At 60.2% G+C, this 26,446-nt stretch carries 34 protein-coding genes and 5 tRNA genes; 3 read left to right on the forward strand and 36 right to left on the reverse strand.

The window, feature by feature from the left end; genetic code table 11:
• Positions 1 to 107 precede the first annotated feature (107 nt).
• The 26 genes from H8F01_RS00785 to H8F01_RS00910 all read right to left on the reverse strand — a co-directional run bounded on the left by H8F01_RS00785 (position 108) and on the right by H8F01_RS00910 (position 19,072).
• Positions 108 to 299 (reverse strand): hypothetical protein, encoded by a 192-nt coding sequence (locus tag H8F01_RS00785; protein ID WP_187057208.1) that lies wholly within the window; start codon positions 297 to 299, stop codon positions 108 to 110.
• Entirely contained in the window at positions 299 to 514 is a 216-nt protein-coding gene (locus H8F01_RS00790; RefSeq protein WP_187057209.1) for a hypothetical protein, read from the reverse strand. The genes H8F01_RS00785 and H8F01_RS00790 overlap by 1 nt, the downstream gene beginning before the upstream one ends.
• Positions 515 to 751: 237 nt before the next feature.
• Positions 752 to 1,111 carry a hypothetical protein gene (locus H8F01_RS00795; RefSeq protein ID WP_187057210.1) on the reverse strand — a complete coding sequence of 120 codons (360 nt, stop codon included), beginning with the start codon at positions 1,109 to 1,111 and terminating at the stop codon, positions 752 to 754.
• Positions 1,108 to 1,347, reverse strand: a complete 240-nt coding sequence (locus H8F01_RS00800) for a hypothetical protein (protein ID WP_187057211.1) — start codon at positions 1,345 to 1,347, stop codon at positions 1,108 to 1,110. The genes H8F01_RS00795 and H8F01_RS00800 overlap by 4 nt, the downstream gene beginning before the upstream one ends.
• Positions 1,344 to 1,547, reverse strand: a complete 204-nt coding sequence (locus H8F01_RS00805; protein ID WP_187057212.1) for a phiTE_015 family protein — start codon at positions 1,545 to 1,547, stop codon at positions 1,344 to 1,346. Before H8F01_RS00805 ends, H8F01_RS00800 begins: the two co-directional genes overlap by 4 nt.
• Positions 1,540 to 1,950: a hypothetical protein gene (locus H8F01_RS00810; RefSeq protein ID WP_187057213.1), complete on the reverse strand. Its 411-nt coding sequence runs from the start codon at positions 1,948 to 1,950 to the stop codon at positions 1,540 to 1,542. Before H8F01_RS00810 ends, H8F01_RS00805 begins: the two co-directional genes overlap by 8 nt.
• A complete protein-coding gene (locus H8F01_RS00815) occupies positions 1,943 to 2,314 on the reverse strand; it encodes a hypothetical protein (protein WP_187057214.1) in 372 nt (123 codons plus the stop codon). Before H8F01_RS00815 ends, H8F01_RS00810 begins: the two co-directional genes overlap by 8 nt.
• Entirely contained in the window at positions 2,301 to 2,717 is a 417-nt protein-coding gene (locus tag H8F01_RS00820) for a hypothetical protein (protein ID WP_187057215.1), read from the reverse strand. The genes H8F01_RS00815 and H8F01_RS00820 overlap by 14 nt, the downstream gene beginning before the upstream one ends.
• The gene (locus H8F01_RS00825; RefSeq protein ID WP_187057216.1) at positions 2,710 to 2,901 is read right to left on the reverse strand and encodes a hypothetical protein; all 192 of its coding nucleotides are present in this window, start codon (positions 2,899 to 2,901) and stop codon (positions 2,710 to 2,712) included. Before H8F01_RS00825 ends, H8F01_RS00820 begins: the two co-directional genes overlap by 8 nt.
• Complete coding sequence (locus H8F01_RS00830; protein WP_187057217.1) at positions 2,901 to 3,242, reverse strand: hypothetical protein; 342 nt, start codon at positions 3,240 to 3,242, stop codon at positions 2,901 to 2,903. Before H8F01_RS00830 ends, H8F01_RS00825 begins: the two co-directional genes overlap by 1 nt.
• On the reverse strand, positions 3,232 to 3,534 hold the full coding sequence (locus tag H8F01_RS00835; protein WP_187057218.1) for a hypothetical protein: 303 nt from the start codon (positions 3,532 to 3,534) through the stop codon (positions 3,232 to 3,234). The genes H8F01_RS00830 and H8F01_RS00835 overlap by 11 nt, the downstream gene beginning before the upstream one ends.
• Positions 3,531 to 4,082, reverse strand: coding sequence for a hypothetical protein (locus H8F01_RS00840; RefSeq protein WP_187057219.1), 552 nt, complete (start codon positions 4,080 to 4,082; stop codon positions 3,531 to 3,533). Before H8F01_RS00840 ends, H8F01_RS00835 begins: the two co-directional genes overlap by 4 nt.
• Positions 4,079 to 5,155: a metallophosphoesterase family protein gene (locus tag H8F01_RS00845; protein ID WP_187057220.1), complete on the reverse strand. Its 1,077-nt coding sequence runs from the start codon at positions 5,153 to 5,155 to the stop codon at positions 4,079 to 4,081. The genes H8F01_RS00840 and H8F01_RS00845 overlap by 4 nt, the downstream gene beginning before the upstream one ends.
• A 55-nt stretch (positions 5,156 to 5,210) precedes the next feature.
• On the reverse strand, positions 5,211 to 5,612 hold the full coding sequence (locus H8F01_RS00850) for a hypothetical protein (protein ID WP_187057221.1): 402 nt from the start codon (positions 5,610 to 5,612) through the stop codon (positions 5,211 to 5,213).
• On the reverse strand, positions 5,596 to 6,132 hold the full coding sequence (locus tag H8F01_RS00855) for a hypothetical protein (RefSeq protein WP_187057222.1): 537 nt from the start codon (positions 6,130 to 6,132) through the stop codon (positions 5,596 to 5,598). The genes H8F01_RS00850 and H8F01_RS00855 overlap by 17 nt, the downstream gene beginning before the upstream one ends.
• Before the next feature lie 63 nt (positions 6,133 to 6,195).
• Positions 6,196 to 7,245 (reverse strand): RecA family protein, encoded by a 1,050-nt coding sequence (locus H8F01_RS00860; RefSeq protein ID WP_187057223.1) that lies wholly within the window; start codon positions 7,243 to 7,245, stop codon positions 6,196 to 6,198.
• A gap of 8 nt (positions 7,246 to 7,253) precedes the next feature.
• On the reverse strand, positions 7,254 to 8,183 hold the full coding sequence (locus H8F01_RS00865) for an XPG/Rad2 family endonuclease (protein WP_187057224.1): 930 nt from the start codon (positions 8,181 to 8,183) through the stop codon (positions 7,254 to 7,256).
• 56 nt (positions 8,184 to 8,239) lie between these two features.
• A complete protein-coding gene (locus H8F01_RS00870; protein WP_187057225.1) occupies positions 8,240 to 9,154 on the reverse strand; it encodes a hypothetical protein in 915 nt (304 codons plus the stop codon).
• 132 nt (positions 9,155 to 9,286) lie between these two features.
• Positions 9,287 to 9,778, reverse strand: a complete 492-nt coding sequence (locus H8F01_RS00875; RefSeq protein WP_187057226.1) for a hypothetical protein — start codon at positions 9,776 to 9,778, stop codon at positions 9,287 to 9,289.
• 68 nt (positions 9,779 to 9,846) lie between these two features.
• Positions 9,847 to 13,131 carry a DNA polymerase III subunit alpha gene (gene dnaE / locus H8F01_RS00880; protein WP_187057227.1) on the reverse strand — a complete coding sequence of 1,095 codons (3,285 nt, stop codon included), beginning with the start codon at positions 13,129 to 13,131 and terminating at the stop codon, positions 9,847 to 9,849.
• Positions 13,128 to 13,721, reverse strand: a complete 594-nt coding sequence (locus tag H8F01_RS00885) for a hypothetical protein (RefSeq protein WP_187057228.1) — start codon at positions 13,719 to 13,721, stop codon at positions 13,128 to 13,130. Before H8F01_RS00885 ends, dnaE begins: the two co-directional genes overlap by 4 nt.
• Positions 13,722 to 13,727: 6 nt before the next feature.
• Positions 13,728 to 14,411: a sigma-70 family RNA polymerase sigma factor gene (locus tag H8F01_RS00890; RefSeq protein WP_187057229.1), complete on the reverse strand. Its 684-nt coding sequence runs from the start codon at positions 14,409 to 14,411 to the stop codon at positions 13,728 to 13,730.
• A gap of 10 nt (positions 14,412 to 14,421) precedes the next feature.
• On the reverse strand, positions 14,422 to 15,555 hold the full coding sequence (locus H8F01_RS00895) for an AAA family ATPase (protein WP_187057230.1): 1,134 nt from the start codon (positions 15,553 to 15,555) through the stop codon (positions 14,422 to 14,424).
• A 101-nt stretch (positions 15,556 to 15,656) separates the two neighbouring features.
• Complete coding sequence (locus tag H8F01_RS00900; protein WP_187057231.1) at positions 15,657 to 17,765, reverse strand: cobaltochelatase CobT-related protein; 2,109 nt, start codon at positions 17,763 to 17,765, stop codon at positions 15,657 to 15,659.
• A gap of 120 nt (positions 17,766 to 17,885) precedes the next feature.
• Entirely contained in the window at positions 17,886 to 18,194 is a 309-nt protein-coding gene (locus H8F01_RS00905; RefSeq protein ID WP_187057232.1) for a hypothetical protein, read from the reverse strand.
• A 155-nt stretch (positions 18,195 to 18,349) separates the two neighbouring features.
• The gene (locus H8F01_RS00910; protein WP_187057233.1) at positions 18,350 to 19,072 is read right to left on the reverse strand and encodes a response regulator transcription factor; all 723 of its coding nucleotides are present in this window, start codon (positions 19,070 to 19,072) and stop codon (positions 18,350 to 18,352) included.
• A 173-nt stretch (positions 19,073 to 19,245) separates the two neighbouring features.
• On the opposite strand from H8F01_RS00910, the gene H8F01_RS00915 reads away from it, so the two are divergent.
• Complete coding sequence (locus tag H8F01_RS00915) at positions 19,246 to 19,656, forward strand: hypothetical protein (RefSeq protein ID WP_187057234.1); 411 nt, start codon at positions 19,246 to 19,248, stop codon at positions 19,654 to 19,656.
• Here the strand turns inward: H8F01_RS00915 and H8F01_RS00920 are convergent.
• From H8F01_RS00920 to rlmE, 8 genes are all read right to left on the reverse strand, one after another.
• On the reverse strand, positions 19,653 to 19,829 hold the full coding sequence (locus tag H8F01_RS00920) for a MerR family transcriptional regulator (protein ID WP_222615708.1): 177 nt from the start codon (positions 19,827 to 19,829) through the stop codon (positions 19,653 to 19,655). The genes H8F01_RS00915 and H8F01_RS00920 overlap by 4 nt on opposite strands.
• A 436-nt stretch (positions 19,830 to 20,265) precedes the next feature.
• Positions 20,266 to 20,341, reverse strand: a tRNA-Lys gene (locus H8F01_RS00925).
• A 27-nt stretch (positions 20,342 to 20,368) separates the two neighbouring features.
• Positions 20,369 to 20,445: transfer RNA gene (locus H8F01_RS00930), tRNA-His, on the reverse strand.
• Between the two features lie 14 nt (positions 20,446 to 20,459).
• Positions 20,460 to 20,536, reverse strand: a tRNA-Arg gene (locus H8F01_RS00935).
• A gap of 27 nt (positions 20,537 to 20,563) precedes the next feature.
• A tRNA-Pro gene (locus tag H8F01_RS00940) sits at positions 20,564 to 20,640 on the reverse strand.
• A 175-nt stretch (positions 20,641 to 20,815) separates the two neighbouring features.
• Positions 20,816 to 20,892 (reverse strand) — tRNA-Arg (locus tag H8F01_RS00945).
• Between the two features lie 401 nt (positions 20,893 to 21,293).
• The gene (gene ftsH / locus H8F01_RS00950) at positions 21,294 to 23,243 is read right to left on the reverse strand and encodes an ATP-dependent zinc metalloprotease FtsH (RefSeq protein WP_187057235.1); all 1,950 of its coding nucleotides are present in this window, start codon (positions 23,241 to 23,243) and stop codon (positions 21,294 to 21,296) included.
• A complete protein-coding gene (rlmE, locus tag H8F01_RS00955; protein WP_187057236.1) occupies positions 23,240 to 23,890 on the reverse strand; it encodes a 23S rRNA (uridine(2552)-2'-O)-methyltransferase RlmE in 651 nt (216 codons plus the stop codon). The genes ftsH and rlmE overlap by 4 nt, the downstream gene beginning before the upstream one ends.
• Before the next feature lie 84 nt (positions 23,891 to 23,974).
• Between rlmE and yhbY the strand changes: the two genes are divergently transcribed.
• Together yhbY and H8F01_RS00965 are read left to right on the forward strand one after the other, a co-directional pair.
• Complete coding sequence (gene yhbY / locus H8F01_RS00960; protein WP_187057237.1) at positions 23,975 to 24,271, forward strand: ribosome assembly RNA-binding protein YhbY; 297 nt, start codon at positions 23,975 to 23,977, stop codon at positions 24,269 to 24,271.
• A gap of 10 nt (positions 24,272 to 24,281) precedes the next feature.
• Positions 24,282 to 24,656, forward strand: a complete 375-nt coding sequence (locus tag H8F01_RS00965) for an Mth938-like domain-containing protein (protein ID WP_187057238.1) — start codon at positions 24,282 to 24,284, stop codon at positions 24,654 to 24,656.
• A 114-nt stretch (positions 24,657 to 24,770) separates the two neighbouring features.
• Here H8F01_RS00965 and H8F01_RS00970 read toward each other — a convergent pair whose 3' ends face one another.
• Positions 24,771 to 25,763 carry a peptidoglycan DD-metalloendopeptidase family protein gene (locus H8F01_RS00970; protein ID WP_187057239.1) on the reverse strand — a complete coding sequence of 331 codons (993 nt, stop codon included), beginning with the start codon at positions 25,761 to 25,763 and terminating at the stop codon, positions 24,771 to 24,773.
• 65 nt (positions 25,764 to 25,828) lie between these two features.
• Positions 25,829 to 26,437 (reverse strand): YqaA family protein, encoded by a 609-nt coding sequence (locus tag H8F01_RS00975; protein ID WP_187057240.1) that lies wholly within the window; start codon positions 26,435 to 26,437, stop codon positions 25,829 to 25,831.
• Between the last annotated feature and the right edge of the window lie 9 nt (positions 26,438 to 26,446).

Raw genomic sequence — 26,446 nt, forward strand, 5'->3', positions numbered from 1 at the left:
GCAAGAGGTCCAAACCAGGGTTCCGAGTGTTCAGCGCATCGGGTAGCGCAAGCACGAGAGCCCTTTCTTGATCCCACTGATGCGCTCAGTGGGGAAGCGTATTGCCGTCAAGACCCCAGCTTGTGCAGGTATCGACGTTCCAGCTGGTCAGCGACTTCACGTAGGCGTTGGACGACCCACTGCATGCTGCTGACCTCTTTGCCCAGCGTGGCAAAATGAACTGCGTTCTTGATGACCCCATTGAACATGCTGTGGCTCATCCGACCGCGTGCTGGTCGAAGATCACGCTTGGGGTTCATCAGTCATCCTCTCCATCATCGCGCTCTGGACCCGGATCTTGGAAGCAGTTGTACTGGTCATCCCAATCGCCAAAGTGCAGCTCGTCCGGGAAGATGTCGGTGCCCTGCTCCGCTTGCTCGACCCGGTATTGCAACGCAAAGCGGTCGATTCGTGCCTTCTCATCAGCGACCCACTCGTCAAGCGTTATGGGTCTAGGGCCAATGCTCTCTTCCATTCCTGCCATTCCTCGTATTGAGCGCACCAGGTCATGTGGGGCTGCTCGGGGTCTCGCCCGTTCATGGAGGGAGCGAACCCGCCGCAGTTGCAGTAGTGCTTGAAGGACTTCAGCTGCTCAGCTTCTGTGCGGGTCACGTTCTTCTCTCCGTGCGTGCTTTGCTGCTACATGCTTATTATATGTATGTTGATACTTATTTTGTCGTCCCCGCGAAAATAATTCGCAGGGACGTGTTGCTTACCAGCTCATGCGCACGACGTAGTGACCCTCGGGCAGGATGCCCTTGTTGCACAGGTCATTGAGGAAGATGCCCAGGTTGTAGCACTCGAAACCGCCCGACTCGACCGCTTCTGCGATGGTCTCTTCGTCCCACTGGTCCAGCTCCTCACGCTTGACGTCGTGGGCATAGTCCGTGTCGTTGGGCGACTCCAGCATCTCCAGCTTCTTGCCGTAGGCGAGTTCGAAGATACCCTCCATACCCAGCGTGCCCTTCTCGCGGTTGAACGAGTAGGTCAGCCAGCTACAGTCGATGGTGGTTTTGACGTCGTGAGCCAGCTTGTCGATGGTGACGGGCTTCTGCTCGGTGTTCTCGCTCATTGGGTTTCCTTTTCGACTACGTACTTGAGGGCTTCGCGCTGCACGAGGGTCTGTGCGAGCGTGAGGGATTGGTATTCGGAGACACCCTGGAGGACTTCGGCAATCTCCCGGACGCGGCCATTGGGGAGGATCGAGGTCGTCGCCCATTCGATCAGCTCAGCGCATGCCTCACCCACATGCTCCTTCGCCATCGCCTGAGCCTTCGCCATCGCCTCGACGTACATATTGGTGCTCATGCAGCCTGTGCCTCGTTGTATTTCAGGGCGGCGTTCCAGGCGATCCAGCGGTCATTGACCCGGAAGTCGCAGTAGCCGCCATCGAAGTTCTGACGGAAGGACATTGGCTTGCCCCGGAGCTTGCACGTCTTGTAGCCGCTCGTGGTCTGGAGCCAAGCCTCGAATGCCTCACGGCTGGGGTGGTCGAAGCGCTTAGCCATTGGGGTGAGTCCTGCGCCAGATTTCGTCAGCGCGGGTCAGCTCCTCAGTGCCCTTGCCCACCATGTCCACGACAGCCTCGGCCAACGAGGGGAATGACTTGCTCGCGGTGAAGCAGTGCCCGTCCGGCATGACCACCGACCAGAACCAGCGATCAGAGGGCGCAATCGAGCGGGTGACGCTCAGCTTGCACTGCGGGTGGAGGCGCTCGCAGCGCTCGACGCACTTTGCCTCCTGGCGATTGGCCAGGCGCACAGCAGACGCTGCCAACAGGGATCGACCGTGACCACCAACACCGTGAGGAACCAGGGCACCCGCGTCGTTGAGGTTGATCAGCGCCTTGATCGAACGGACCAGGTGCGCGTCGTCGCCACGGAAGTCGTCAAAGATGGGCTGCTCAGTCATTGCCCTTCCCGTCTGCCAGTGCCAACAGCACTTCGGTCACGTTGTTGCCAAGCTTGTGATGATCCGGCGTGAGGACGTGGTTCCAGATGTGGTCGGACTTGGAGTGCTCCATCAGCGTCCGCCACATGAGAGCGTCATGGGCCATCAGCTCGATGAAGTGGAGGAAGGCAGTGCCCTTGCCCAGACGTGCAGCGAAGACAGCGACCTCGCTCTTCGTGGCACCCGCTTCTGTGGAGACCAGTGGCGTGGGCTCGCGCTCTTGCTTCAGGGCGCGGAGCATTGCAGCAGCCTCACGACAGCAGCCGTAGGCGTCGAGCTTGCCCAAGCGGCGAGCCAGGGCTTCGATTTCGTTATTCGTGATCATTGGAGATTGCCTTCAGTTCACCCTTCGAAAGGGCAAGAGCGACGTTGATCGTGTTGAACCAGTCGCAGTGAGTCCGGTCGTCAACCGTGTGGCCCTGTCCTACGACGCGAGCCTTGCTCATTTCGAGCCACACGCGATTGAGCTGGACATACCAGGACGGCGCTTCCAGCCAGTCGTAAGGCGGAATGGTTTCCTGCGTGGGAGCCAGCAGAGCCAGCAGGCGCTTGTTGGAGTCATCGAGCGCTTTGTTCATCGCCTTCAGCCACTCGACGTCTTCGATTGCCGGCTGCTTCAGGAATTCCTCAGCCTCGCGGGCCAGGCTGAAGTAGCTGTAGGTGTTGAAGGCTGCCTGCATGCGCTTGATGAACTTGCGCGGGACCAGCACGTTGTCGTTGTCAGCCACGGATGGCCTCCAGGATGAAGTGAAGGATCGTGCAGAAGCCCATGCACATCAGTCGCTCCTTCCAGTGGTGGAGCTTGTGGGCGCGTTCGTCGGGCTTGCCCAGGTGGGTGTGATGCGGTTCGTCGCAGTGGTGGTCGTCGCCGGTCTGCGTGAACACGAAGCCATTGTCAGAGCGCGAGCCCATCAGACAGCCTCCTGTGCCGGCTTGTGGGCGTAGGCGCTGTGCTGGCAGAACATGTGGAAGAAGTACGCAGCTGCCATCACCGGATGCCCATACCAAGCCAGGAACGAGCAGATCGACAGGTCATAGACCACGTTCATCCACTCGGGGACGGACGGACCCTGCTTCGCCATCGCGACCTTGATCTCCGGCACGAACACGAAGAGGGTCAGGATGACCGTCACCCAGAAGTAGAACTTGAAGAGGTATCGCGCCCCTTCGATGTCGTAGGTGTAGCCGGCGACCATCGCAGCAGCGAAGGCACCGTTCAGCAGGAACCACAGAATTGCGCGCTTAGCCTTCATTGGCCGTTTCCTTCTTGAAGTTGTGACGGCAGCCGAGGCAGCGCTTCGTCTCGTCGGAGTTGCCACAGCCGCCACAAGCGACCAAGCCAAGCTGCGCTTCCAGCTCTGTGACCCGACGTGCAATCGGGCGATGGGAACGCAGGAACTGGACTTCACGCTCCAGGAAGGACGTGCGGGCATCGAGCGACTTGCTCAGGTAGTCCGCCATCCAGTCCATACGCTCGTGGTGGGGCAAGTCGGTGGGACACAGCGCGTGCGCCTGGGAGACCATTCGTGCGGTGATGGCGCTCATTGCTTGAGTTCCTTCACCTGGTCGATCAGATGCGCGTGGCCACGGAACTGGACACCCTTCTTGCCACCGGACAGACCCAACACCGTCAGCCAGCGTTCGAAGTAGGCATTCAGCTCAGCCGAACGCTCATGCTTCCCGTCGTGATACGTGAGGAAGTCCTTGTAGTTCTGCACCTTGTCCGCGATCAGCATCTTTTTGACGTGGAGCAGCGGACCCGGATCGGGAGCACCGTTGAACATGATCCCGAGGGGCGACGAGAACACCTTGTCCGACAGCCAGGCGTTCGCCTTGTTGCGGTATTCCATCGCGACCGCCACGACCCGCAGCGAGTCCGTCATGGTCGTCAGCTCGCGAAGGTTGCCCTTCAGGGCTGCGTCTGACTGGAGCATCGGGTGCAGGCACCAGGCGCGCTGTGTGATCGCACTCGCCTTCAGTGCTTCGAGGATGATCAGACCCTCGTCGATGTGGTTGATCAGCGGAACACCGCTGCGCTCAGCCACCTTCTTGCCGTAGAAGCGCTTGACCGCCTTGTATTCCTTGAAGCTCATGCCGCCTGTGCCTCCTTCAGGATGTCCACGCACAGGGCATGGGCTGCTGCCGGGAGGCTGCGCTTCGTCACGAACTCCTTGATCGAGTTCTCGATGGAGTGTCCACCGCTCGGTGCCGGCGTGGTCGCACGGGTCATCACGGTCTTCTTCATGGCGTGAATCACGACGCCTGCGGCCCCGTAACCCAGCAAGCCCAGGCGGATCGTCTCCAGCTCGGACTCCGTAGCCACCTCGATCTTGACGCGGACGAAGTTGCCATTGACCTCCAGCAGCCCCTCCTCGTCCTCGACGTTATCCACGTCCATGAACTTGGGTGCCGTGGTCTCGTAGTGCTTCACCTGGTCGTCGGTGACGATCAGATAGCCAGCCTTCGAATTCACGTCGCCCCACGTCTGATGCGTGAGAGCGCCCACGGAATACACCTCGTCGCCCATGTGTCGGTGATGGTGGTAGTGACCGCAGAACACGCGATTGAAGCCAGTGCCGGACAGACCCTCATGCGTCAGCCCGTGCTCGGGCAGATGGGGCAGCACGCCGTCGATGGGTGCATGGATGACGGCATCGAGCCAGGGCTCCTGGTCGAACTCACGCTCGTCGAAGGTCAGCTCGTCGCGCCAGGACATCATGGCTTCGATCAGATCCTTGGTCGTGGCATACCAGGGGAACAGGACGACCTTGTGGTCATCGCTGAGGTCCACGACCATCGGTTCGTGTGCGACCTTCACGCCCAGGGCTTCCAAGGCAGTGACGGCGTTGCCCACGCGCATGGACTCGTTGCGCTCCAGGTCGTGATTGCCGGGGATGACGTAGATTTCGAACCCTTCCGCAACCAGCTCGCGGAACAGATCCATGACCGGGTTCAGGACGCTTGGAGCGACCTCGCCCCGCTTGTGGAAGGTGTCACCCGCCAAGAACAGCTTGTTGCCACCGGCTGCCTTGACCGCTGCTGCGTGCTCACGCATGGCGTCGAGGGTGGCTTGCAGACGACTGTTCACGCCCTTGTCGTTGACAGTGGCGAAAGCAGTGAACGAATGGAAATGGTGGTCTGACGATACCCCAAACGGCTTGCTCATTCTCTTCTCTCCTGCGCTATGTATGCGCTTACGTACTATTGTACTTATAGAAACGTCAGCGTCTACGTCCCAGCTTCACTTCCCTGCTCAGTTGCCTGAAGTGATGCACTGGGAGATACCGCTGATCCGACCCGCCTCGCCCGCCGTAGTCCCGGCGCTGATACTTGGTGCGGTCGAAGAAATTCTCGATGGGCGTGATGAAGAGCCAGTTCAGCTTCCTCACCCACACCGCGATGCTTTTGCACCCTCGACGCCTGGCCATTTGGAGATGGTCGTCGTCGATGGCCCATGCAGCTGTCTCGTCTTTCAGAGCCTCACTGATGGACTTGAACTTGTTGGACCCCTCGCGCACCGTTTTGAAGATGTCACCAGGGGTCCGAAACGCGCAGTAGACAGGAGCGCTCGACAGTTCGAAGAACGCTCCATAGACCCGCTTACCCTTACGAACCAGCTCCACTTTCGATTCTCTCCATGTAGATCACCGTGCAGGTGGTCTCCCGGTTGAATCGGTGGGGTCCATAGTTCTTTCGCATCACCTCTTCCAGGTCGAGATCCTCGCCCTCGACAGCTGCTGCAATCGAAAGATGGTTATCGACGCCAAACTTCTCGTTCATCGCCGCAAAGGAGCCGGTGTGAACTTGCTTGACGACTGCCCTGCCGATTTCTTCACCGCCTGCCATGCTCAGCGCGACGGTTTGACCTTCGACCACCCTGGCTCCCCAGGCTGCTCCAACACGGAACGTGTTGAAGTCGCCATGAAGCCCAGCTGGGTCGCGAAACTCGATCCTCACAAGGAAGCTCTCACATTCCAGGAGTCCGAGCTTCGCGCCCACCTTGTTCTCTTCCAGTCGTGTGAGGATGCCGCGAATGGAACACTCCACGTTGCCGCATCGCTCGCACAAGGATTCGAACTGCTCCAGCACCTGACGCCTCTCAAGCGTGTATTTGCCGGACTCCAACCTCTTCAATCGCTTCATCAGGGACTCCCGTCTTGTGATGTTTCTAGTTCACAAAACGGGAGCTGATGGCGTCAAGGTTGGTTACGTCGCTTTTTTCGCTTTCGCTGCATCTTTCGCAGCGACGATCACGGCAACGAGTTCCTTGTACGTCATTTCCGCCTCCAACTTACGAGCCAGCGGGCCGACGTGGTAGCTCTTGCCTTCCCAGATGACATACGAGCCGGACGTCTCGATGTAGCCCTTGGCCTTCATGTACTCCAGGGTGCCTTCGAACACGTCGAACTTGCCCGTGCCGTCTTCCATGAACTTGAAGTCCCACTCGGCGCTCAGGAACGGACGGTTGACCTTGTTCTTCTTGCAGACGGCGGTGATCGCCTGGCCCTCGACTTCCTTGGTCTTCTTGTCCTTCTCCACGCGACGCGAGAGCTGGATGCGAACCGAAGCGAAGAACTCGGGAGCGTTGCCACCCGGCGTCGTCGTGGGATCGCCGTATGCGACGCCCGGCTTCTGACGCTGCTGATTGAGGAAGATGAGGCAGATGTTCAGCTCGCTGGCGTGCTGCATCAGAGCCGGGAAGGACGTCGAAGTCGCCTTCGCGAGTGCCAGGTTGTCGTGCATGCCCATGCTGCTCGACTCGCGCATTTCACCCTTGTCGTCCATCAGCTTGGACTGCGGGACCATCGAGGCGAGCGAATCGAAGACTGCCACGATGGGAGCCTCGTCGGGGATTGCCTTCTTCGCACGAATGGCACGGGCCAGCTTCACCGTGTCGTCGATGGACTGTTCGAACGTGCGGGGCATCTTGTAGACCCAGCGACCCGGCGTCGGGTCGAGACCCAGCGCGACGCCCAGACCAATGTCGAAGGAGCGCTCGTGGTCGTTGAACATGGCGATGCCGCCCATCTGCTGCGCCGACTTCATCACGGCGGTTGCGATAGCGGTCTTGCCTGCGCTGGGCGGGCCGAAGATTTCGATCAGACGGCCACCCGGAAGACCCTTCTCCAGGTCTCCCGAGATAGCCTCATTCAGGGGAGCGTAGCCGGTGTCCAACCATACGGTGACTTCCTGCTGCTCGTCGTTTTCGCCAATTGCTGCGGCGACCAGGGACGCGAGATCCAATTCCTTGCTCATGCTTTCTTCTACCGTTTGTTATTGAAGGGAGAGACGAACTCTTCGTACTTCTGGAGGATCGACATCAGGCCCATCTCCGCGCAGAACTCCTTGAAGGCGTCCTCGTCGTACATCGCAGGCAGGCTCCGCATCGCTTCACGCGGAATGTCCACTTCCATCAGGTTCATCATTCGCTGGTTGCGTGCGAAGTTCGCCTGCTTCTCCTCGCTCTTGGTCAGCTCGGTGACGTGCTTGCGAACACGCGACAGTGGGGTGCTCTTGGGGATGGTCGGTTCGAACTCCGGCCAACGCTCCAGGAGATCCGCGTAGTCCTTGAACTCAGCGGTCAGAGCCTCTGCGCCCTTGTCGCCAATGCCACCGACGCCAGGGAGGTTGTCGCCCTTGTCACCACGCAGGCACTTGCCGAACAGGAAAGCGTTCGGGTCCGCGTAGCCAGTGAAGGTCTGGAAGTTCTCCAGGACGACCAACTTCTCTTTGTTGCGGTCGAACCAGTTGACGTTCTCGCTCACGAGCTGGAGCCAGTCCTGGTCGTTCGTGACGACCGTGACCTTGCCGGTCTTGCTGAGACGAGTAGCCAGGTAGCCGGCCATGTCATCAGCCTCGTAGCGCTTGGCGAACAACTGACGGATGCCAAGGAGCTGGAGAGCCTTCTGCACTTGCGGGCGCTGCGGCTTCAGTGCTTCCTTGATCTTGACCAGCTCGGCGTTGTCATCACGGGTGCCCTTGTATTCGGGGTATTCCTCGTGACGCCAGGTCGGACTGGAATCCCACAAGAACGTGGGCTTGGCGTTGGGGAAAGTCTTCTGCAGGTAGCGTGCGCTAGCCAGGGTGCCGAAGATCGCGGTTGTTTCGACGTCGCCGGACATCAGACGCCGTTCGCTTCCCGCCTGGGCTGCGAACATGACGTTGTTGGCGTCGATCAACAGATGGTGATCCATGTTTCTCCTCCAGAGAGAAAGAACCCCGCGCTGGGCGGGGTTCCTTCGTTCGGCTCTTAGGCCAGGCCGTTTTCCATCAGGAGAGCGTCCAGCTCGTCCAGCTCAGCGGATGCAGCACCCGTCGAGTCGATGGTCATCGGCTCCACCTTCGACAGGCTCGCAGCGCTGGCGTCGATCACACGCTCCGCTGCCGGGGCAGCAGTCGAGGTCTTGGCGGGCGACACGTCCTTCACTGCGCGGCTCGGTGCCGGGAGCAGCTCCTGGTTCGCGTGACCCAGGCGGGCGAAGTTGACACCAGTGACAGCACGCAGGTTGGTCAGCGCCTTCTGCAGACCCGCCTCGTACTCCTGAGCCGCGTAAGCATCCAGGTCACGGGCCTTCGACATCACCGAGGCATCCACCGGACGAGCCTTCGGGCTTGCCATCACGGTGTACTTCGTGTCGCGACCGCTGCCGGTCTTGGTGATCACGAAGTCGTAGCCCTCTTCCAGGCTGAAGACGTCGATGCTGTGCTGCTCGGCGTATTCCTCGGCAATCGCCAGGATCATGTCGAACACGGACGGCGGCAGTTCCATCAGCACCGGCTCGGTCTTCGCATTGGCATGCGAGCCGTTCAGGTAGATGGAGTTGATCAGCACGCGACGCGACGGACGGGCTTCGTCCAGGATCTTCGTGACGGTCTCGTCCAGGCCCGGCTGTGCAGCGGTTTCAGCCATCGCAGCGCAGACGTCGCACGGCTTGCCGAAGGTTTCCTGGGTGCAGATGTAGACCGCCTTGACGCTGCCGTCTTCCGCCTTGATGAAGTGCTGACCGAAGTCGTGGAAGAACTTGCCCACCGGGTCGCTGTTCCAGTTCGGGAGCACGCGCACAATGTTCTTGTCCGACGTCAGCTTTGCCGGCTTCTCGGTGTTGCCACCCTTCGCTGCCAGTGCCTGACGCTTCTTCTTGATGAGATCCAACAGTCCGCTCATTTGGGTATTTCCTTGTTGTAGTGTTTGAGTGTTTGCAGTGGCACTCGACTACGCGGGTTTTCGCTTCGTCGTCATGCTCGTGCATCGTATGCGTTTTGTATGTATCCGCATACGTATTTTTCTAGGCAGAGCTTAGGTGTGTGATCGCGACAGGGCTTCTGCCCGAGCCTGGCGCAATTCGCGTGCGGCGTCGGCACGAGAGTCGCCAAGAACGCGAACCTCGCCCTTCATCTCCTCACGCTTGTTGAAGGCTGCTTGAATCAGCATGTCCTTCCGATGCCGGAATGCTTCTGCATATCCCTTTGCGATCCCGGCGATCATCTTCGCCTCGTTGTACGCCATGACCGCAGCTTTCATCTGCGTGTCCTGCGACACCTTGGCCTTGATCTGTCCTTCCGTGGCTTTCGTGCCCATCGCTGCGGCTTCGTCGCGATACTTGCGATCCAGCTTGGCTTCGGTCACTTCGACGAGGTGCTCAAACTTGCTTGCCTGATGCTCTGCTCGGGCCGCCTGCTCCGCGTAGTACGCGAAGAGCCCTGCTTGACGCATCATTCCCGCATCCAGATCCAAGGGGTTGATGTTGAGGTCGCCCTTGGCGAGGTTGGGGTCAATGAACTTTTCCACTTTGCTTCTCCATTCGTTCCATCATGTGAGCACATCGTTTGTATGTATGTGCTCACATATTATACCCGTTACGAAATTAGCTCGGCGGCCCGGATGAAGATTGCGTCGAGAGTTTCTTGTTTCGCAGGGTCGAACGCGACCATGCCGGGATTGATGCCAAGGATGATGCTCGCGTCCAGCTTGCGGTCGAACACCACCTTCCCAGCCAGGTCCATGATGGATCCACGTTCGTCAGGGCATAGCGTGCGCGAGACGTTCGAACCCAAGGCGATGATCAGCCCCGGCTTGAGGATCTCGATCTCCTTGTCCAGCCAGGGCCGTGACGCGGAAATCTCCTCGTTCGTGATCGTCTTGTCCTTCTTCGGCACCTTGAGGAACGAGGTGATGTAGAGGTCGTTCGTGGTCAGCCCAGCTGCCTTGATCGCCTCCTTCACCGGCAGTGCCGAGTCAGATTCGAACAGCTTGCCCTTCTTCTCGTCCTTCGACGATGGAGCCTCCAGGATCACCATGATCTTGGGTTTGGAGCCGAGCTTAGGCAGCGGTGGCGCTCCCAGTGCGTCTCGCATCTCCAGCAGCGTCCGTTTGAGGATGTCCAACACCGGCCCGTCACAGACGATGGGTCGATCCACCCTGACAGACGCCGCGATCAGACCAGGTAGGCGCTCCAGCTGAGCCTTCACGCGATCAGGGTGCCTGGCTGGCAAAGCTCCAGGCGTGATCGAAGCGAACGCTCCCACCTCCTCCAGGAACTCCCGTTGGCGCTTGTTGCACTTGCCAGGCACATGCTTGTCGAAGTGAGCCCGGTCAATGAACTTGCCGCCCGCAAGCTCCCTGCCATCCAGCACCGCCTTCTCGGAGATCTCCGACAGCCCCTTCACTCGGGAGATGGGCGCTACGAGAGCGTCACCCACCCGCTTGAAGCCATAGGTCGATTCGTTGACGTCGGGCGGGAGGATTTCAATGCCCCGCTTGGCTGCATCCGCAACCAGGCCAGCCAGCTTGTCCTCCTTGTGGATTTCCAGTGACGCAGCGTAAAAGGCGTGGGGGTAGTGAACCTTCAGATACATCGTCCAGACGGAGATGATCGAGTAGGCAACCGAGTGGCTCTTGTTGAAGGCGTAGCCCGCGAACAGCACGATCTTGTCCCACAGCTCCTTAGCCTGGTCTTCACCCATGCCGGCGACATCGACGCAGCCTCGGACGAACTTGTCGCCCTGCTCTGCCATCTTGTCCTTGTCCTTCTTGCCGATGGCCTTACGGACGTTATCTGCTTCCGCGAGGGTGAATCCCGCAAGGTCGCGGGTGAGCTGCATAACCTGTTCCTGGTAGACGATGACGCCCTTGGTCGCCTTGAGCGCGGGCTCCATCGCTGGATGCTCGTAGTGCTCCATGACGATGCCCTGGCGGACGTTCACGTAGTCGTCCAGCAGCCCTGAGTCCAAGGGGCCAGGTCGGAACAACGCAGTCGCAGCAGCAAGCTCTTCGAAGGTCAGGGGCTCGTACTTCGCCATGTCCTTGAGCAGCTTTCGCATGCCGCCCGATTCGAACTGGAAGACGCCGACAGTCTCGCCCCGCCCGAAGGCAGCCATCGTCTTCTCGTCGTCCAGGTGGAGATCGAGCAGGTTTATCCGCTCGCCATAGTCATGGAAGATCTTGTCGATCGCTCGACGCAGGATGTCCAGGTTGGAGAGGCCCAGCACGTCGATCTTGACCAGCCCCTGCTCCTCGACCACGCGCTTGTCCCAGTTGACCACAGTGTCTTCCCCGCGATCCTCGACGACAGCCATGCCCTTGATGGGTCGGCCAGCCACGATCACACCGGCAGCATGCGTGCCCATACTTCGCATCGTGCCCTCGACACGCTGGGCGATGTCGAACGCCTGCGGGTGTTTCTTCTGGTAGGTCTGAAGCTCGGGCATCTTGTCCAGGGCTTCAGCCAGGCTCATCGACTGCCCGTGCTCCTTCGGGATGTAGGAGCTGCAGGCGTAGTCCCGGTCAGGGATGTCCAGAGCCTTGCCCACCTCACGCAGCGCAGACGGGGCACCCAGCGTGTTGTAGTTGGAGATCGACGCTACAGCCGCCTTCCCGTAGGTCTCGCGGAGGTAGGTGATGATTTCGTGCCGGCGCTCAGACATGAAGTCCAGGTCGGCGTCGGGAAGATCGAGACGGCTCGGGTTGATGAAGCGTTCGAACAGGAGGTCGAAGCGGATCGGGTCCACCTCAGTAATACCGATCACGTAGGCGATAAGACTGCCGCCCACAGATCCTCGACCAGGACCGACCGCGATCCCGTTGTCCTTGGCCCAGCGACAGATGTCTGCCACGAGCAGGAAGTAGCCACAGAAGCCCAGCTCCTTCAGGACCATCAGCTCGGTCTTGAGGCGTGCCTGGTAGACGGGCAGCAGCGAAGGATCGGGCTTGTAGCCCAGCACAGGCTTGTCGATGCGGTCGCTCCAGTATTTCTTGCACTGCCTGACCAGCTCGACAAACTCGTCCTCTGCCATCTTCGGGATGGAGATGTCCGCCTTGGTCCAGCGATACGAGAGCATGGGTGTCGGGTCGATGGGTAGCACCGTTCCCCAAGCCAGACCCATCTCAGTAGCCAGGTCGAGACTTCCCATCACCCCTTCCATCAGGGTGTCGAAGTCGCGGATGTGGAGTCCGGCGATCTGCTTCGGGGTCGCACCGTGGGAGTAGCGAAGGTTCCTAGTGATGGCGTTCACCACGTCACGAGCTTTCGCGTCCTCCTCGGTCGCATACATCGCCATGCCGTTGATGATGACGCCATCGCTGCCGACAATCGTATGCTCCAGGACTCGTGCGTTCTGTCGAGCGAATACCGGGGACGCTACTGCGACAAGCTCTAGCACAAGCTGAGACGCGCTTACGTCGTCGCGCATACGCTCAATGAATGCTGTCACGTCGTCGTCAGACATGACGCTAGAAAACGCGCTCAGAGCGTCGCCCGTGGTGACGACGAAGTTGCCCGTCTGCACAAGGCGACGGAAGGCGAACCAGTCGAAGAATCGACCGATCTTCTTGGCGCTCTCGCACTCGGACAGCGCAGCCAGGAGATCCACGAAGCCCTGAGCCTCTTTCACGTAGACCTTCGGGTAGAAGAACTTGCCCTCGTGATCCCAATGCTGGACTCGGAGGGTGCAGCCGGTGATCACTTCCACACCAGCTTTCTTGGACGACTTAGCTAGGTCGATGACTGCGGACACGGACATCGTGTCTGCGATGGCGACGTGGGTATAACCCACCTCCTTGGCCTGCTTGAGCAGATCGTCCGGCTGGAGAATCGACTCGCCTACTGAGAAGTGGGTGCGAGCGCCCCACATGGTCTTATTCACGGGGACACCATATTCACGCCCACGAACTCCAGGGCGTCCTTTGTCAGTTTGTAGTTGGAGGTCAGCGATGCGACCGACCATTCCGCGCCGTCAGCGGTTCGGAGCAGCTCGTTCACACGACTGATGTGTTCCTTACGTGGGACCAGGTGCGATCCCAGGGTCTCGCGCAGCTCGTGGTAAGCCTGCACAAACATCGCCGGGAACTTCACCTCACCCTTGAACGGGTTCGCACCTGAAACGATGCTGCCCAGGTCAAAGCCCTTCTTGTTCCAGCGATCAACAGCTTCCGCAGCCTTCTTCGCAAGGGTCACGGTCTCGCCCGTGCTCGTGAGCACGATGGTCGGGGTGATCTTGGCTTCAGTCTTGGCGGGCTTCTTGGTCGCGAGCTTGCGAGTCGTGCGGACATGAGCAATGGCCATATCGAGCGCGGTCTTGGGCTTCGCTTCACCTTCAGCACGGAGAGCTGCGATTTCTTTACGAACTTCCTCCACCTTTTCCGAACATGCTTTGAAGAACTGGCAGTTGGAGCAGTAAGCGTCAGCGGCGTCGTGGAGGACTACGCTTCCGAAGCAATCAAGTTGGTCAGACATTTACACCTAGCCCAGAAACAGTTGTGCCTTGCGCTCGATTTCGTGGCGGCTACGACGCGCCACGCTCGGGTGAATTTCCATGAGGGAAGCAACGAAACTCAGGGTCAGCTCCTTTCTGGCTCGGGTGGCATAGCCGGCGTTACGACGCAGCTGTGCCCCACGTTGGTATTTGTCGAACTGGTTCAGGACCACTTCGGGCGGGTTGATCACGCACTCCAGGAGCTGACGGGCGTCGGCACTCAATGCCTTCACCAACTTGTCCGTGGAATCCGCATAGGTCACAAGCTCTTCCGGCGTCAGCTCGTCCGAAGCGATCACTGCCCAGAGGCTTTCGCCTTCTTCGTCGTCAGCACGCTGATCCGGATGGAGCACGGAGCCATGAAGGACGGCCTGCTCGTCTCGCGTGACCAGGCGCTGCAAGTTCTTCCAGCTGGCCTGAATGAAGAAGTTGATGAAGGACGCACCCTTCTCGTCGTCGTAGGACTGGTCGCAACGGACGAAGGTCAGAGCCAGCTCTTGCTCGATGTCGTCCAGGTCGTAGGGGGCACCAGTGGCCATCACACGAACCATGAACTTGTTGGCGAGCTTGTTGATGAGCGGGTAATACTGCTCGACCGTCCTCTTCTCGGAGTGGTGGGTCTTGCGGACCCACACCTCCGACGTTGCTTGGACGTTTGTCTGCTCGGTCATGGTTTCGACCTCAGCCGAACATGCGCTGCATGACGCTGGTCGCGAACGCTGCCGACTGGGGCGGCAGACGATTGATGTAGGCACAGGTGATGCCGTACTTGTAGTCGCTGCGAGCCAGGCCCAAGCGGGCTGCAAACTGGAGCGAACGCGGGGACAGCGGGTTCGTGACCTCGCGGCGGTCGAACGAGTTGCGCATCATCTTGGCGAACTCGACCAGCTTCTGTGCGACTTCCTTCGCCACGGTGGTCTTGCCCATGAGAAGAGCGATTTCCTGCTTCTCTTCCATGTAGTCCTTCTTCATCACGATGCCAAAGCGCTCGTAGTTCGCCGCGTTCTGGATCTGGGTGCCGGCGTACAGACCCGACTCGTCACCCGAGCCGTTCGTGTTTCCCGTCGCAACGAAGCGGAAGTCGGGGTGGGGTTTGACCACCTTGTTCGCTGCCTTGATACGCAGGGGCTTGCCTTCCAGCACAGCCTGGTAGATCGAGCAGACCATCGGGGAGGCGAAGTCGTACTCGTCGGCGTTGTAGATCAGACCGTGTTCCATCGCGAACGGAAGCGGGCCGTCTTCCCAGACCATCTCGCCGTTCTTGACGCGCCACTGGCCTTCGATGTCGGCTTCTTCGGTGTTCGCGGTGTGCTGGACGCGGAGGTAGCCACGACCCGTGCGGGCTGCGCACTCTTCGAACAGGGAGGACTTGCCCACGCCCGAGTGACCCCACATGAGGATCGGGATGTTCATCTCCAAGGCCATCATCACCGTCTTGGTGTCGGCAATGTCGAAGACGTACTTGGAGTCGGCGTCGGGGACGTGAGCCTCGATCTCCGGACGATGACACAGCGAAACCTTGATGGCTTCGCCCAGAGCGTTCATGGCAGCCTTCGCGGTCGCGGGGAAGCCGAACAGCTCATGGAGAGCGCCGGTCTTCTTCTCGGGGCCAGCAGTGGTGGGAGCGACGGTCACGGACTTCGCAGCCGCGCCCTTCTTCATGTCGATCTGAGCCTGGGCTTCCGGGGAGAGCGTCGGGGCCAAGGGATACTTCTCCTTGTACGCCTCCAGGGTCATCTCCGGATGGTCTTTCGACAGGTGAACTGCGATTGCGTGGGTGGTAGCACCGCACTCCTGGCAAGTGATAGCAGCCATTGGGTCTCTCCTCTCTTCTCTCTGAATTGTTCGCGCTGCGCGCTTTATGTATGTACGTACATACTCTAAGCGTCGCAGCGCGGGGTTTCAATACTGGTTCGTCAGGTAACAACGATTTTCTTGAGCAGTGCCAGGATGCGCTCCGGGATCTCCTCGACGCGACCGATGACCTCGGCGTTCTTGTAGAACTCCTTGACGGAGTGATCCATCAAGCCAAGGCCGTAGATCTCCAGTCCAGCACGCTCCATCTCCTTGATGACCTTCTTCAGGTGGGAGCCGAGACCGTGCGCGCAGTAAGCAGCGGGTGCGCCATCGGACATGACGATCATCACCTTTCGTGCTTCCTTCTGGGCAACCAGGCGAGTCGCTGCCTGTTCGATAGATTCACCATCGACGTTGTTGCGGAGGATGCCGTAAAGCTCGGGCATGTATGCCAGCGCTTTCTTCTGGGAGTCGTTGAAGCGCTCCTTGAACTCCTTCAGGACGTAGAGTGCGAGCGGTTCCACGCGACCGTATTTGAAGCCACCTGTGCCGCCTTCCCAGATCGCCTTGTAGACCTCGCCTGCTCGTTTGAAGCCCAGCGAGTCCGCAATGCGGTCGTCGAGCGTGGAGAACGCCACGATTTCACAAGCCACGCCGATGCGTTGCAGCAGGGTCGCGAAGATATAGGCAGCGACGCACGCAGCTTCGATCTTGCCACCGGACATTGAGCCCGAAGCGTCGATGACCAGCTGCACTGCGACCGACTTGGTAGTGGTCTCTAGCTTCGTGCGGAACACGCGGTCGTCGCCAGAGATCAGCTTGTGCAGTCCAGCTCGATGGAGCTTGCCCTTCTTCTGGGCAGGCAACCAACGGGCAGCACTGCGGGCGCGGAACACACGCTCGACCTCGGACTGAAGACCCGGCGACATGCTTTCCGCCTGGCGGGGAATCTTGCTTCCGGAGAGGGTCTTCCCGTCCCACTGGTTCGGGTAGGGCAGCCTGCCGACGTAATCCCCGTCTCGACTGTAGGGCAGATACTTGCTGGGCGACTTCGAAAGGTGCGCAGCCAGGTCAGACGAGATTGCCTCGGACATGGTGTCATCCATGTCCTTCACATCATCGGTGTCGAACGCTGCGACGGCGGACTCTTCACGCGAATGTCCACCAAGACCGCCCGTGCCTTCGTTCGGCTCGTCGTCCTCTTCCTCTTCTTCGTCCTCGTCGTCGTAGTCGTCAGCACCCGTGCCGCCGTCTCCGTCACCCTCGCCGTCACCGCCCTCGCCTTCCCTGGAGTCCTCACCCTCTTCGGACTCGTCCTTCTTTTCCTCGGACTCTTCCTCGTCACCACCCTCACCCTCTTCGGACTCTTCGGGCTTCTCTTCGGGCTTGGGCTTTTCCTTCTTCTCGGGCTTGGACTTCTCGCCCTCTTCCTCTTCGGATTTCTTTGCGGGCTTGCCGGACTTGGTGCCGGAGCTGGACGACTTACCACCGCCCTTGCCCGACGCAGACTTTTTCTTCCCACCGCCACCGGAGTCACCCGGCTCGCCTTCACCCTCGGACTCTTCGGACTCTTCGTGCATGGCATCGAAGATCGCCTGGGCGACGCTGACAGCGGTCGTGGTGGAGTTGACGGACTTGATCTCCTTCTCCATCGACTGCAGCACGGTTCCGACCTTCCCCATCAACGGCCACTTGCCGTCCATGAAGTTCGCGAACTCGGTGTAGCCATAGAGCGCACGGATCGCAGCTGCAATGAGGATGCCGGCGAACTTGTACTGATCGGCACCTGCTGCGACTGCCTTCTCGTAGGTGGGAGCGATCATGCGGCTGATCGCGAAGATGCGCGTGTCGCCCAGGTTGCGGCCCGACCCGTAGAACTTGTCGGCCATGCGCTTCTCGATCATGCAGTCTTCGAGAATGTTCCAATAGGCGTGCTTCTCTTCGCTCTTGCCCTTCTTGTGCAGCTCCTTGATGACGTAAGCCATGTCGGTGAAGAGCAGATGCGCGACCTCGTGATCCAAGAAGCCCTGGATCGCAATCATCAGATCGCGGGGTGCATCATCGGGAAGCGACGGCAGGGTCACGCACTGCGGCTGACCGTCTTTGTTGTACGCGACGTGGGCCTTCAGACCCTCCTGGCGGACTTCGATGTTCGAATCCGTCAGGGCGCGAGTGACTCGCCCAATCGTCTCGCGCAGATACTGCACATCCTGCAAACCAGTGGCCATTCTCTCTTCTCTCCGTTATGCGTCGCGCTCGCATTGAATATGTATGCGCGTACATACGAGTATAACGAGAGACAAGCAGGGGCATCTAGTCCCCTGCTCACATTGCCTACCGATTGCCTGTTACAGGACTTTCGTAGCGAGAGGGATCAGCAACGAGAACGCAGCGGTCAGCGCGTGCGCTCCCAGCAAGCGGACGTGAGGCGTCAACGCATGGGTTGCAAAGAGAACTACTGCCGAGGTGCTCTGGACGATATACATCAGTCCGACCTTCGGGTGCTTCGCGACGGTGAGCATCAGCCCATCCATGTCGCGGCTTTGAATCTGGGTGCTTTCGGAGAGAACTTCCTCCAGGGCGTCCGTAGACAATTCCCACGGCTGCATCTGCTGGTTGGGCAAAGCGTCCATCGTGTCCCACTTCAACTGCTTCATATTTTTCTTCCTTCAGGGGTCAACCAAGTTTCTTGTTATGCGTTGCGTAAGAAATTGTAGGAAGCTTGTCGTAAGGAAGGTATTGGCATTTCATGCAGTAGGAAAAGGACTACAAGCTCCCATACGGTGACGTAGTTGGTCACTTTTCAGCCGAGTCACATGGTCGCGAGTTCGATCAACCCAAGAGCGACGGACACGGCACATAGGGCGGCTTTGTTTCGCACCCCTAATCGGTCACTGGCCATGTTGAGGTGCGCATTGACGGTGCGCATGGAAATCCCAAGGCGTTCAGCAACTTCCTCGGCAGTGAGTCCTTGGGCGGATAACTCAACGACCGCAACCTGCTGAGGCGTCAAAATTTCGACGCTCGATTTCACTCCGTCATCCTCTCGACTGAGGGCGTAGTGCATGTGCCCAAAAAAGGCATACATGTCGTTCTCCCTCTGCATCGCGTGCCAGAGAGGAATGTCAGCTTTCGTGGCAAGACACATGATCATCCAGTTCCGAGCGGTGTGTCGGTCCTGGAGGATGACGCCGGAATGGATCCCGTTCTGTCTCCACAGATTTATCGCGCACGGTTCTTCGGTGAGGACTTGCAGCGCTGTGTTGTAGACAGCCTGCCCGTCATCACGCCATGCGGTTACAGGAGCAGTGCTCCAGAGAATGTCGTAAGCATCTTTGCCTCGATTCTCTTTCCATATCTGGATGCGCTGTTCCCAGGCACCCGTAGGCATGTTGTCGAACGTATAGATATGACCGGAAGCGCGGCGGCCTATCACCGCCAGAAACTCATAACCGAGGTTCGTTGCGATCCGATAAGCGTGTTCCCTAAGCCGATTTCCATCCTCGGAAGCCAGTCCGGAGATGTCCCTAGGCATGGGGCAGCCCTCCGTAAGAACCGGAAATTGTGAGGCTTTTCTCTTGTATAAGTCTTTTGGGACGGGGCGAAAAGTCTTGCGATTTACTCGTTGTTAAGCGAACTAACTATTGGTAACGTAGTCCCCGCATATAATCAGTACGTACATACATCGTCACACGGAGAGAAGATTTCATGCCTGCGAACCCGGTATCCAACTACCTGAAAGCGAAGATCGAAGCGACCGGCAAGACGCTCAAGGAGTTGGGAGCGGAAGCCGGCTTCAAGCAAGCGAACGCTTTCGTCCTCCTCAAGAGCGGCGACATGCGTCTGCCGATGGACCGCATCCCTGGCGTTGCGAAGGCCATCGAGGCTGACGAGAAGGAACTCTTCGAACTCGCCCTGAAGCACTACGAGCCCACCGTCTACAAGATGATGCAGAAGCACTACGCAGCCGGCGCAGTCGATCCTGAAGAGGTGAAGCTCCTGGCTGAGATAAAGCGCGCCATCGGCGGCAAGAGCATCAAGCACGATGCCAAGACGCGCTCTCTCATCCAGGAGGTTGTGAAGAACGTCTACGTCGGCGCAGCGCTCAAGAAGGCTTAATTGATCGTCTTCTGGCGATGCTTGCGAAACCAATCTAGCGTCGCTCCCAACTCGTAACGAACGATTCGGCCCGTCTGGATAAAAGGCGGGCCTTTTCTTTGCCAGCGGTTGTTGATGAACCACTTCTCGCTCAGTCCGAGCAGTGCGGCAATCTCTTCGGTCGTCAAAGGCATGTCAGGCGCAGTCCTGGCCATGCGCTCCACACGCTCGTCCAGCGTGAGCGTTCTCAGTGCTCCCATCTCTTCTCTCTCTCGTTTTATGTGTAGGGCCATACGTATGTATGTGCCTACATATAGTCTATGGAAAAGATTTCCCGCTGGCAACACCAACGGGATGATCGGCAACTGCGGTGTCGAGCGGACACAAACACAGAGAGAAGAGAAGAAAGAGACGCCGACCTGAAGTGCAACAACCGCTGTGCCCGATCACTGTAGCCCGAGGGCTGTTCTGTAGCCTGGGCTACAGTCGGGCTACAGTTTTGTAGCCCGGCTACAGTGCTCTTCCCTCTCGATCCCAACCGGACTGTAGCCCGGCTGTAGCCCGAGGCAAGGTGAAGGGCAATTGTTAAAGAAAAAGGGGTTACGATTGCTCGTAACCCCTTGTTCCAATTGGTGGGCCGTGAAAGATTCGAACTTTCGACCAATTGATTAAGAGTCAACTGCTCTACCAACTGAGCTAACGGCCCGTAAACTGATTGTTCTTGCTTCTCAACTGGGGTGGAAGATGGGACTCGAACCCACGACCCTCGGAATCACAATCCGATGCTCTAACCAGCTGAGCTACATCCACCGCAAAACTTGAACTGGCGCGCCCGACAGGAATCGAACCTGCAACCGTCGGCTTAGAAGGCCGATGCTCTATCCGGTTGAGCTACAGGCGCTTGTGCACATTGTGCATAGCATCTGCATGGTCGGGGCAGAGGGATTCGAACCCCCGACATCCAGCTCCCAAAGCTGGCGCTCTACCAGGCTGAGCTATACCCCGATTTCGAACCCTCAACCGCTTTCGCGGGCTGAAGCTTTGAAATGCTACGGGTGACGCCTAGCCTAGTCAATCCGTATCAAAGCACACCGGATTTCCATTCGTACATCCGGTCCGATTGGCGATTCACTGCCTTGCGGTGCAAGCCGTGATGCGAACATCACACCTTGCTGTTAAATGGCGCGCCCGGAGAGATTCGAACTCCCGACCACCAAGTTCGTAGCCTGGTACTCTATCCAACTGAGCTACGGGCGCGTTTTAACTTTTGCCTCTTCGCTTAACCACCGGAGTGGAAAGCGCCGAAGCCAGAAGCGGAATTATTCAGATTCGAGAGCAGTGCGTCAACCTTTTTTTTCAGTTTTTTTTCATTGCCGTGTGGAAACTTTCACGTTCGGCGATGAATGCACTTCACTCGAGCCGCTAAGTTTAGCCATCTGTTTCACATTCGGCTAGACCTTTCGGTGATTTTTTTTCACAGATGTGAAGACGAGTGCCGCGATGCGCATGAGAACGCCATCCGGCAACCATGGTTCGATGATCACCGATCGTCGCTGTGCGCAGGATGAAGCCGTGCCCATGACTGGCAGCTTCCCTGCCCTGCAAAGAAAAAGGCGGCACATGGCCGCCTTTTTCCTGTTCGTGGTGCGTGTCGACGATCAGCGATCGGCAATGCGACTCTGGATAGCCGGATCACCCACCTTGGCGCCGCTGTCGCCACGCGGCGGCGGAGGCGGCGGCGTGGAGCCGGTGCCGGAGTTCTTCGACCAATCCGCCGGCGGGCCCGGGATACGGCCAGCCATGACGTCGTCGATCTGGTGCGCGTCGATGGTCTCGTACTGCAGCAGTGCGTCGGCCATCACGTGCAGCTTCTCGATGTTGTCGGTGAGCAGCTGCTTGGTGCGCGAATAGGCGCGATCCAGGATGGAGCGCACTTCCTCGTCGATCTTGCGCGCGGTTTCGTCGGAGACGTTCTTGTGCTGCGTCACGGCGCGGCCCAGGAACACTTCGTCCTCTTCCTCGCCGTACGTCACCGGGCCGAGCTTGTCGGACAGGCCCCACTTGGTGGCCATGTTGCGGGCCATCTTCGTGGCACGCTCGATGTCGTTGGACGCACCGGTGGTGACCTTGTCTTCGCCGAAGATCAGCGCTTCCGCCACGCGACCGCCATACAGCGAGCACAGCTGCGATTCGATCGCCACGCGGTTCATGCTGTACTTGTCGCCTTCCGGCAAGTACATCGTGACGCCCAGCGCGCGACCGCGCGGAATGATGGTGACCTTGTAGACCGGGTCGTGTTCCGGCACCAGACGGCCGACGATGGCGTGGCCGGCTTCGTGATACGCCGTCAGCTTCTTTTCGTCCTCGCTCATGGCCATCGAGCGACGCTCGGCGCCCATCAGGATCTTGTCGCGTGCCTTGTCCAGATGAATCATGCGCACGTCGCGGGCGTTCTCGCGGGCGGCGAACAGGGCAGCCTCGTTGACCAGGTTGGCCAGGTCCGCGCCGGAGAAGCCGGGCGTACCACGCGCAATGGTCATGGGGTCCACGTCGGGTGCGGTCGGCACGCGGCGCATGTGCACCTTGAGGATCTGCTCGCGGCCCTTCACGTCCGGCAGGCCCACCACCACCTGGCGGTCGAAGCGACCCGGACGCAGCAGCGCCGGATCCAGCACGTCAGGGCGGTTGGTGGCGGCGATGACGATGACACCTTCGGTGCCTTCGAAACCGTCCATTTCCACCAGCAGCTGGTTCAGGGTCTGCTCGCGTTCGTCATGACCGCCGCCCAGGCCGGCGCCACGATGGCGACCGACGGCGTCGATTTCGTCGATGAAGATGATGCACGGCGCGTGCTTCTTGGCCTGCTCGAACATGTCGCGCACGCGGCTGGCGCCGACGCCCACGAACATCTCGACGAAGTCCGAACCGGAGATGGAGAAGAACGGTACCTTGGCTTCGCCGGCGATGGCCTTGGCGAGCAGGGTCTTGCCGGTACCCGGCGGGCCCACCATCAGCACGCCGCGGGGAATCTTGCCGCCGAGCTTCTGGAACTTGCCAGGGTCACGCAGGAACTCCACCAACTCGCCCACTTCTTCCTTGGCTTCGTCGCAACCGGCGACGTCGCTGAAGTTGACCTTGATCTGGTCCTCGCCCTGCAGCTTGGCGCGGGAGCGTCCGAAGCTCATGGCGCCGCGGCCACCCGCACCGGCCTGCATCTGGCGCATGAACCAGATGAACACGCCCACGATAAGGATGATGGGCAGCCAGTTGAGTAGCAGGCCCAGCAGTGAGAAGCCGTTGTTGGACGGCTCCTGGCGCACTTCCACGCCCTTGTCCTGCATCTGCTTGACCACCGAGTTGGTGGACCAGCCCAGGACTGGCGCGACGGTGCGGAACGAGCTGCCGTCCTTCAGCTTGCCGCTGATGGCGGCCGGCTGGTCGGCACTGATGGTGGCCGAGGCCACGTTGCCGTTGTCCACGCTCTGCACGAAGCTGCTGTAAGGCAGATCCGAAGCGGACGCGCCATGCGGATTGAAGCTCTGGAACACCGTCAGCAGTACGACTGCGATGATCAGCCAGAGCAGCAGGTTTTTCGCCATTTCATTCATGCACGGTTCTCGCCCGATTGCCCGCCATGGACCTTTCGCCCTGTGGCTAATGCATACACCTCCCGCGAACGCGCGCGGGAGGCCTTAGGTTTACGCATCGTTACGCGGGTGAAGTCTGCGCGCAAGTTGCGTACGTAATCGTCAAAGCCGGTCCCCTGGAACAACTTGATCAGGAATGACCCGCCCGGCTTCAGCCACTGCCGGCTGAAATCCAGGGCCAGGTCGGCCAGATCCATTGCCCGGATCTGGTCCGCCAAGGCCACCCCACTCATATTGGGGGCCATATCAGACAGCACAAGATCGACCTGCTGACCCTGAAGGCGGCTTTCCAGCTCCCGCAGCACGGACTCCTCGCGGAAGTCCCCCTGCAGGAAGTCCACCCCGCCTATGCCCTGCATGGGCAGGATATCCATGGCCACCACGTGGCCGGTATCGCCCAGGCGCTGGCGCACCAGCTGGGACCAGCCGCCCGGAGCGGCGCCCAGATCGACCACGCGCATGCCGGGCTTGAGCAGCCGGTCCTTGTCGATCAGCTCTTCCAGCTTGAAGACCGCGCGCGAACGCAGGCCCTCGGCCTGGGCCTTCTTCACATAGACATCATCGAAGTGTTCCCGCAGCCAGCGGGAACTGCTTTTGCTGCGAGACATGGGTCGGCAACTGCCACAGATACGGGGGAGATGGCCGCATGATACCCTTTGCGGTCCTATCGCAGTGAATCCGAGACTGAACGCATGGCACTTTCCCCCTCGCAGCGCCGTTACCTGCGCAGCCTTGCGCACGATCTGAACCCGGTCATCCTGATGGGCGCCAAGGGCGCCACCGAGGCCGTGCTCAAGGAGCTGGACCTGGCCCTGTCCCACCACGAGCTGGTCAAGGTGAAGCTCTCCGGTGGCGACAAGGACGAGCGCCAGGAGCAGATCGACTACCTCATCGAAGGCACCCGGGCCGAAAGCGTGCAGCAGATCGGCCACATTGTGGTGCTGTTCCGCCGCAACGAGGACGAGCCCAAGCTCGCCCTGCCGCGCTGAGGCATCGCTGATGGATCTGTCGCTCGACCGCCCCGGCAGCTACCTGTTCGTGCGCCGCGTGGACACGCGCAGCATCACCGTGGTGGACCGCGAACTCACCGCGAGCTTTCTGCTCTCGCCCGAGCGCGCCGTGGAGAACTGGCCGGTCAACGCATCGGGCCAGCTTGATGCCAGCCACGTGGATGCCATTCTCGAGCTCAAGCCGGAAGTGGTGCTGCTGGGCACCGGCGAGCGCCAGGTGTTCCCTGCCCCCGCCTTCATGGCCGGCCTGCTCCGCAAGGGAGTGGGCGTGGAAGTAATGGACAACGCCGCCGCCGCGCGCACCTACGACCTGCTTGCTGGCGAAAGCCGCCGCGTGGTTGCCGCGTTCATTCTTCCGGGCTGACAACCCCGCCATGCTGTAGGAGCGCACCCTGTGCGCGACAGCAGCCTGGCAGGATCACTGCACCCTCCAACGCCGGTCGCGCACAGGGTGCGCTCCTACAAGGGGCGACTGCCCTTAGCGTGAGGGCAGATAACCCAGTGGATCGACCGGGTTGCCGTCCTTGCGGATCTGGAACTGCAGTTCATCGCGCGATGCGCCGGTGGAACCCATCTCGGCGATCTGCTGGCCGGCGGTGACGCGCTGACCTTCCTTCACCAGGCGCTTGCTGTTGTGGCCATAGGCCGACAGGTAGCTGTCGTTGTGCTTCACGATGACCAGCTCGCCATAGCCCACCAGGCCGTTGCCGCTGTACACGACCACGCCATCGGCGGCTGCACGGACCGGGTCACCGGCCTTGCCGCCGATCTCGATGCCGGGAATGGCATCGCCTGACTGGAACCGCTTGATGAGCGTGCCGTCTGCCGGCCAGCGCCAGGTCACGCCGCCGTTGTTGCGGGTGCCGCCGGCAGCCACCGGGGTGGGCGGTGCCGGGGGCGGTGTATTGCTGGCCGTGGCGGCCGGGGCGCCGGCCACGGGAACCACGGGCGTGGTCACGGAGGCGGGGGCCTGGGTGGCGGCATGGGCAGGCGCGGACTGCGCGGCGACCTCGGCGGCGACTTCGGCTGCCGGGCTCGATGCCGTTGCCGTTGGCGCCGGCTGGGTTCCCGGTGCAGGCGTTGCAACATGCGCCGGTGCCGACGGCTTGCCGGTGGCGACGACAACCGGGGCGGCGTGGGTCGCCACCGGGGCGGCAGCGGGCTTGCCGCTACCTGCCGGAGCGAGTTTCAGCTCTTGGCCCGGCCAGATCGTGTATGGCGAATCGATGTGGTTCCAGCCCGCGAGATCGCGAACGTCCACGCGATTGCGGAAAGCGATGGAGTACAGCGTGTCGCCCTTCACCACCTTGTAGGTGCCGCCCGGCGCGGGGCGCGCGGCAGGCGTGACAACGCTCGGCGAGCTGCTGGCCGCCGGTTCCACGACCACGGATCGCTGGGTGCCACAGGCCGCCAGCAGGAGGACGGAGGTCAGACTCAGTGACCGGAGATATCCATTCATGTCGGTCAGCATAACGAGGCGCCGCGGTATTTTCATGCGTACTGCGCCGACGGGACGTGTCGCCCGTCGGCATCGGTTCAACGTGACAGGAACCACCAGGCCGCCAGCGCCGCCAGGATGATCAGCGCCGCCCAGCCGATCCACTCGATGTGCTTGTGCAGGATGCGCTCGGCGCGCTCACCGAACAGGCGAATCAGCAGGGCCAGCAGCCACACGCGCTTGCCACGACCCACCGCCATGCAGACCAGGAACGGAATGACCGGCACGCCGACAATACCGGCCGCCCACGTCACGAACTTCATCGGCACCACCGGCTGCAGGGCCGCCAGCGCCAGCACCACCATCAGGCCAAGCCAATGCTGGTTCATCTGCATGCGCAGGTTGTCCACGCCTTTCTCGATGGGCGCCAGCAGGTGCAGGCTATCGAGCAGCGGCGAAAGCGCGTGAAAGGCCCAGTGGCCCAGCGCATAACCCACCAGCGAACCCAGCAGCGAGAACAGCAGGCTGATGTTGGCGTAGAAGAACGCCTTGTGGCGCTTGCCGAGCATCATCGGCGCCAGCATCACTTCCGGCATGATGGGGAAGATGAAGGCTTCGACGAAACTCAGGCCACACAGGTAATACACGGCCTTGGGATCGCGCGCCCAGGTGAGTGCACGCGCGTACAGCGGTCCGAACAGACGCATTCTCAGTCG

The sequence above is a fragment of the Dyella telluris genome, from assembly GCF_014297575.1.
Taxonomy (GTDB): Bacteria; Pseudomonadota; Gammaproteobacteria; order Xanthomonadales; family Rhodanobacteraceae; genus Dyella; species Dyella telluris.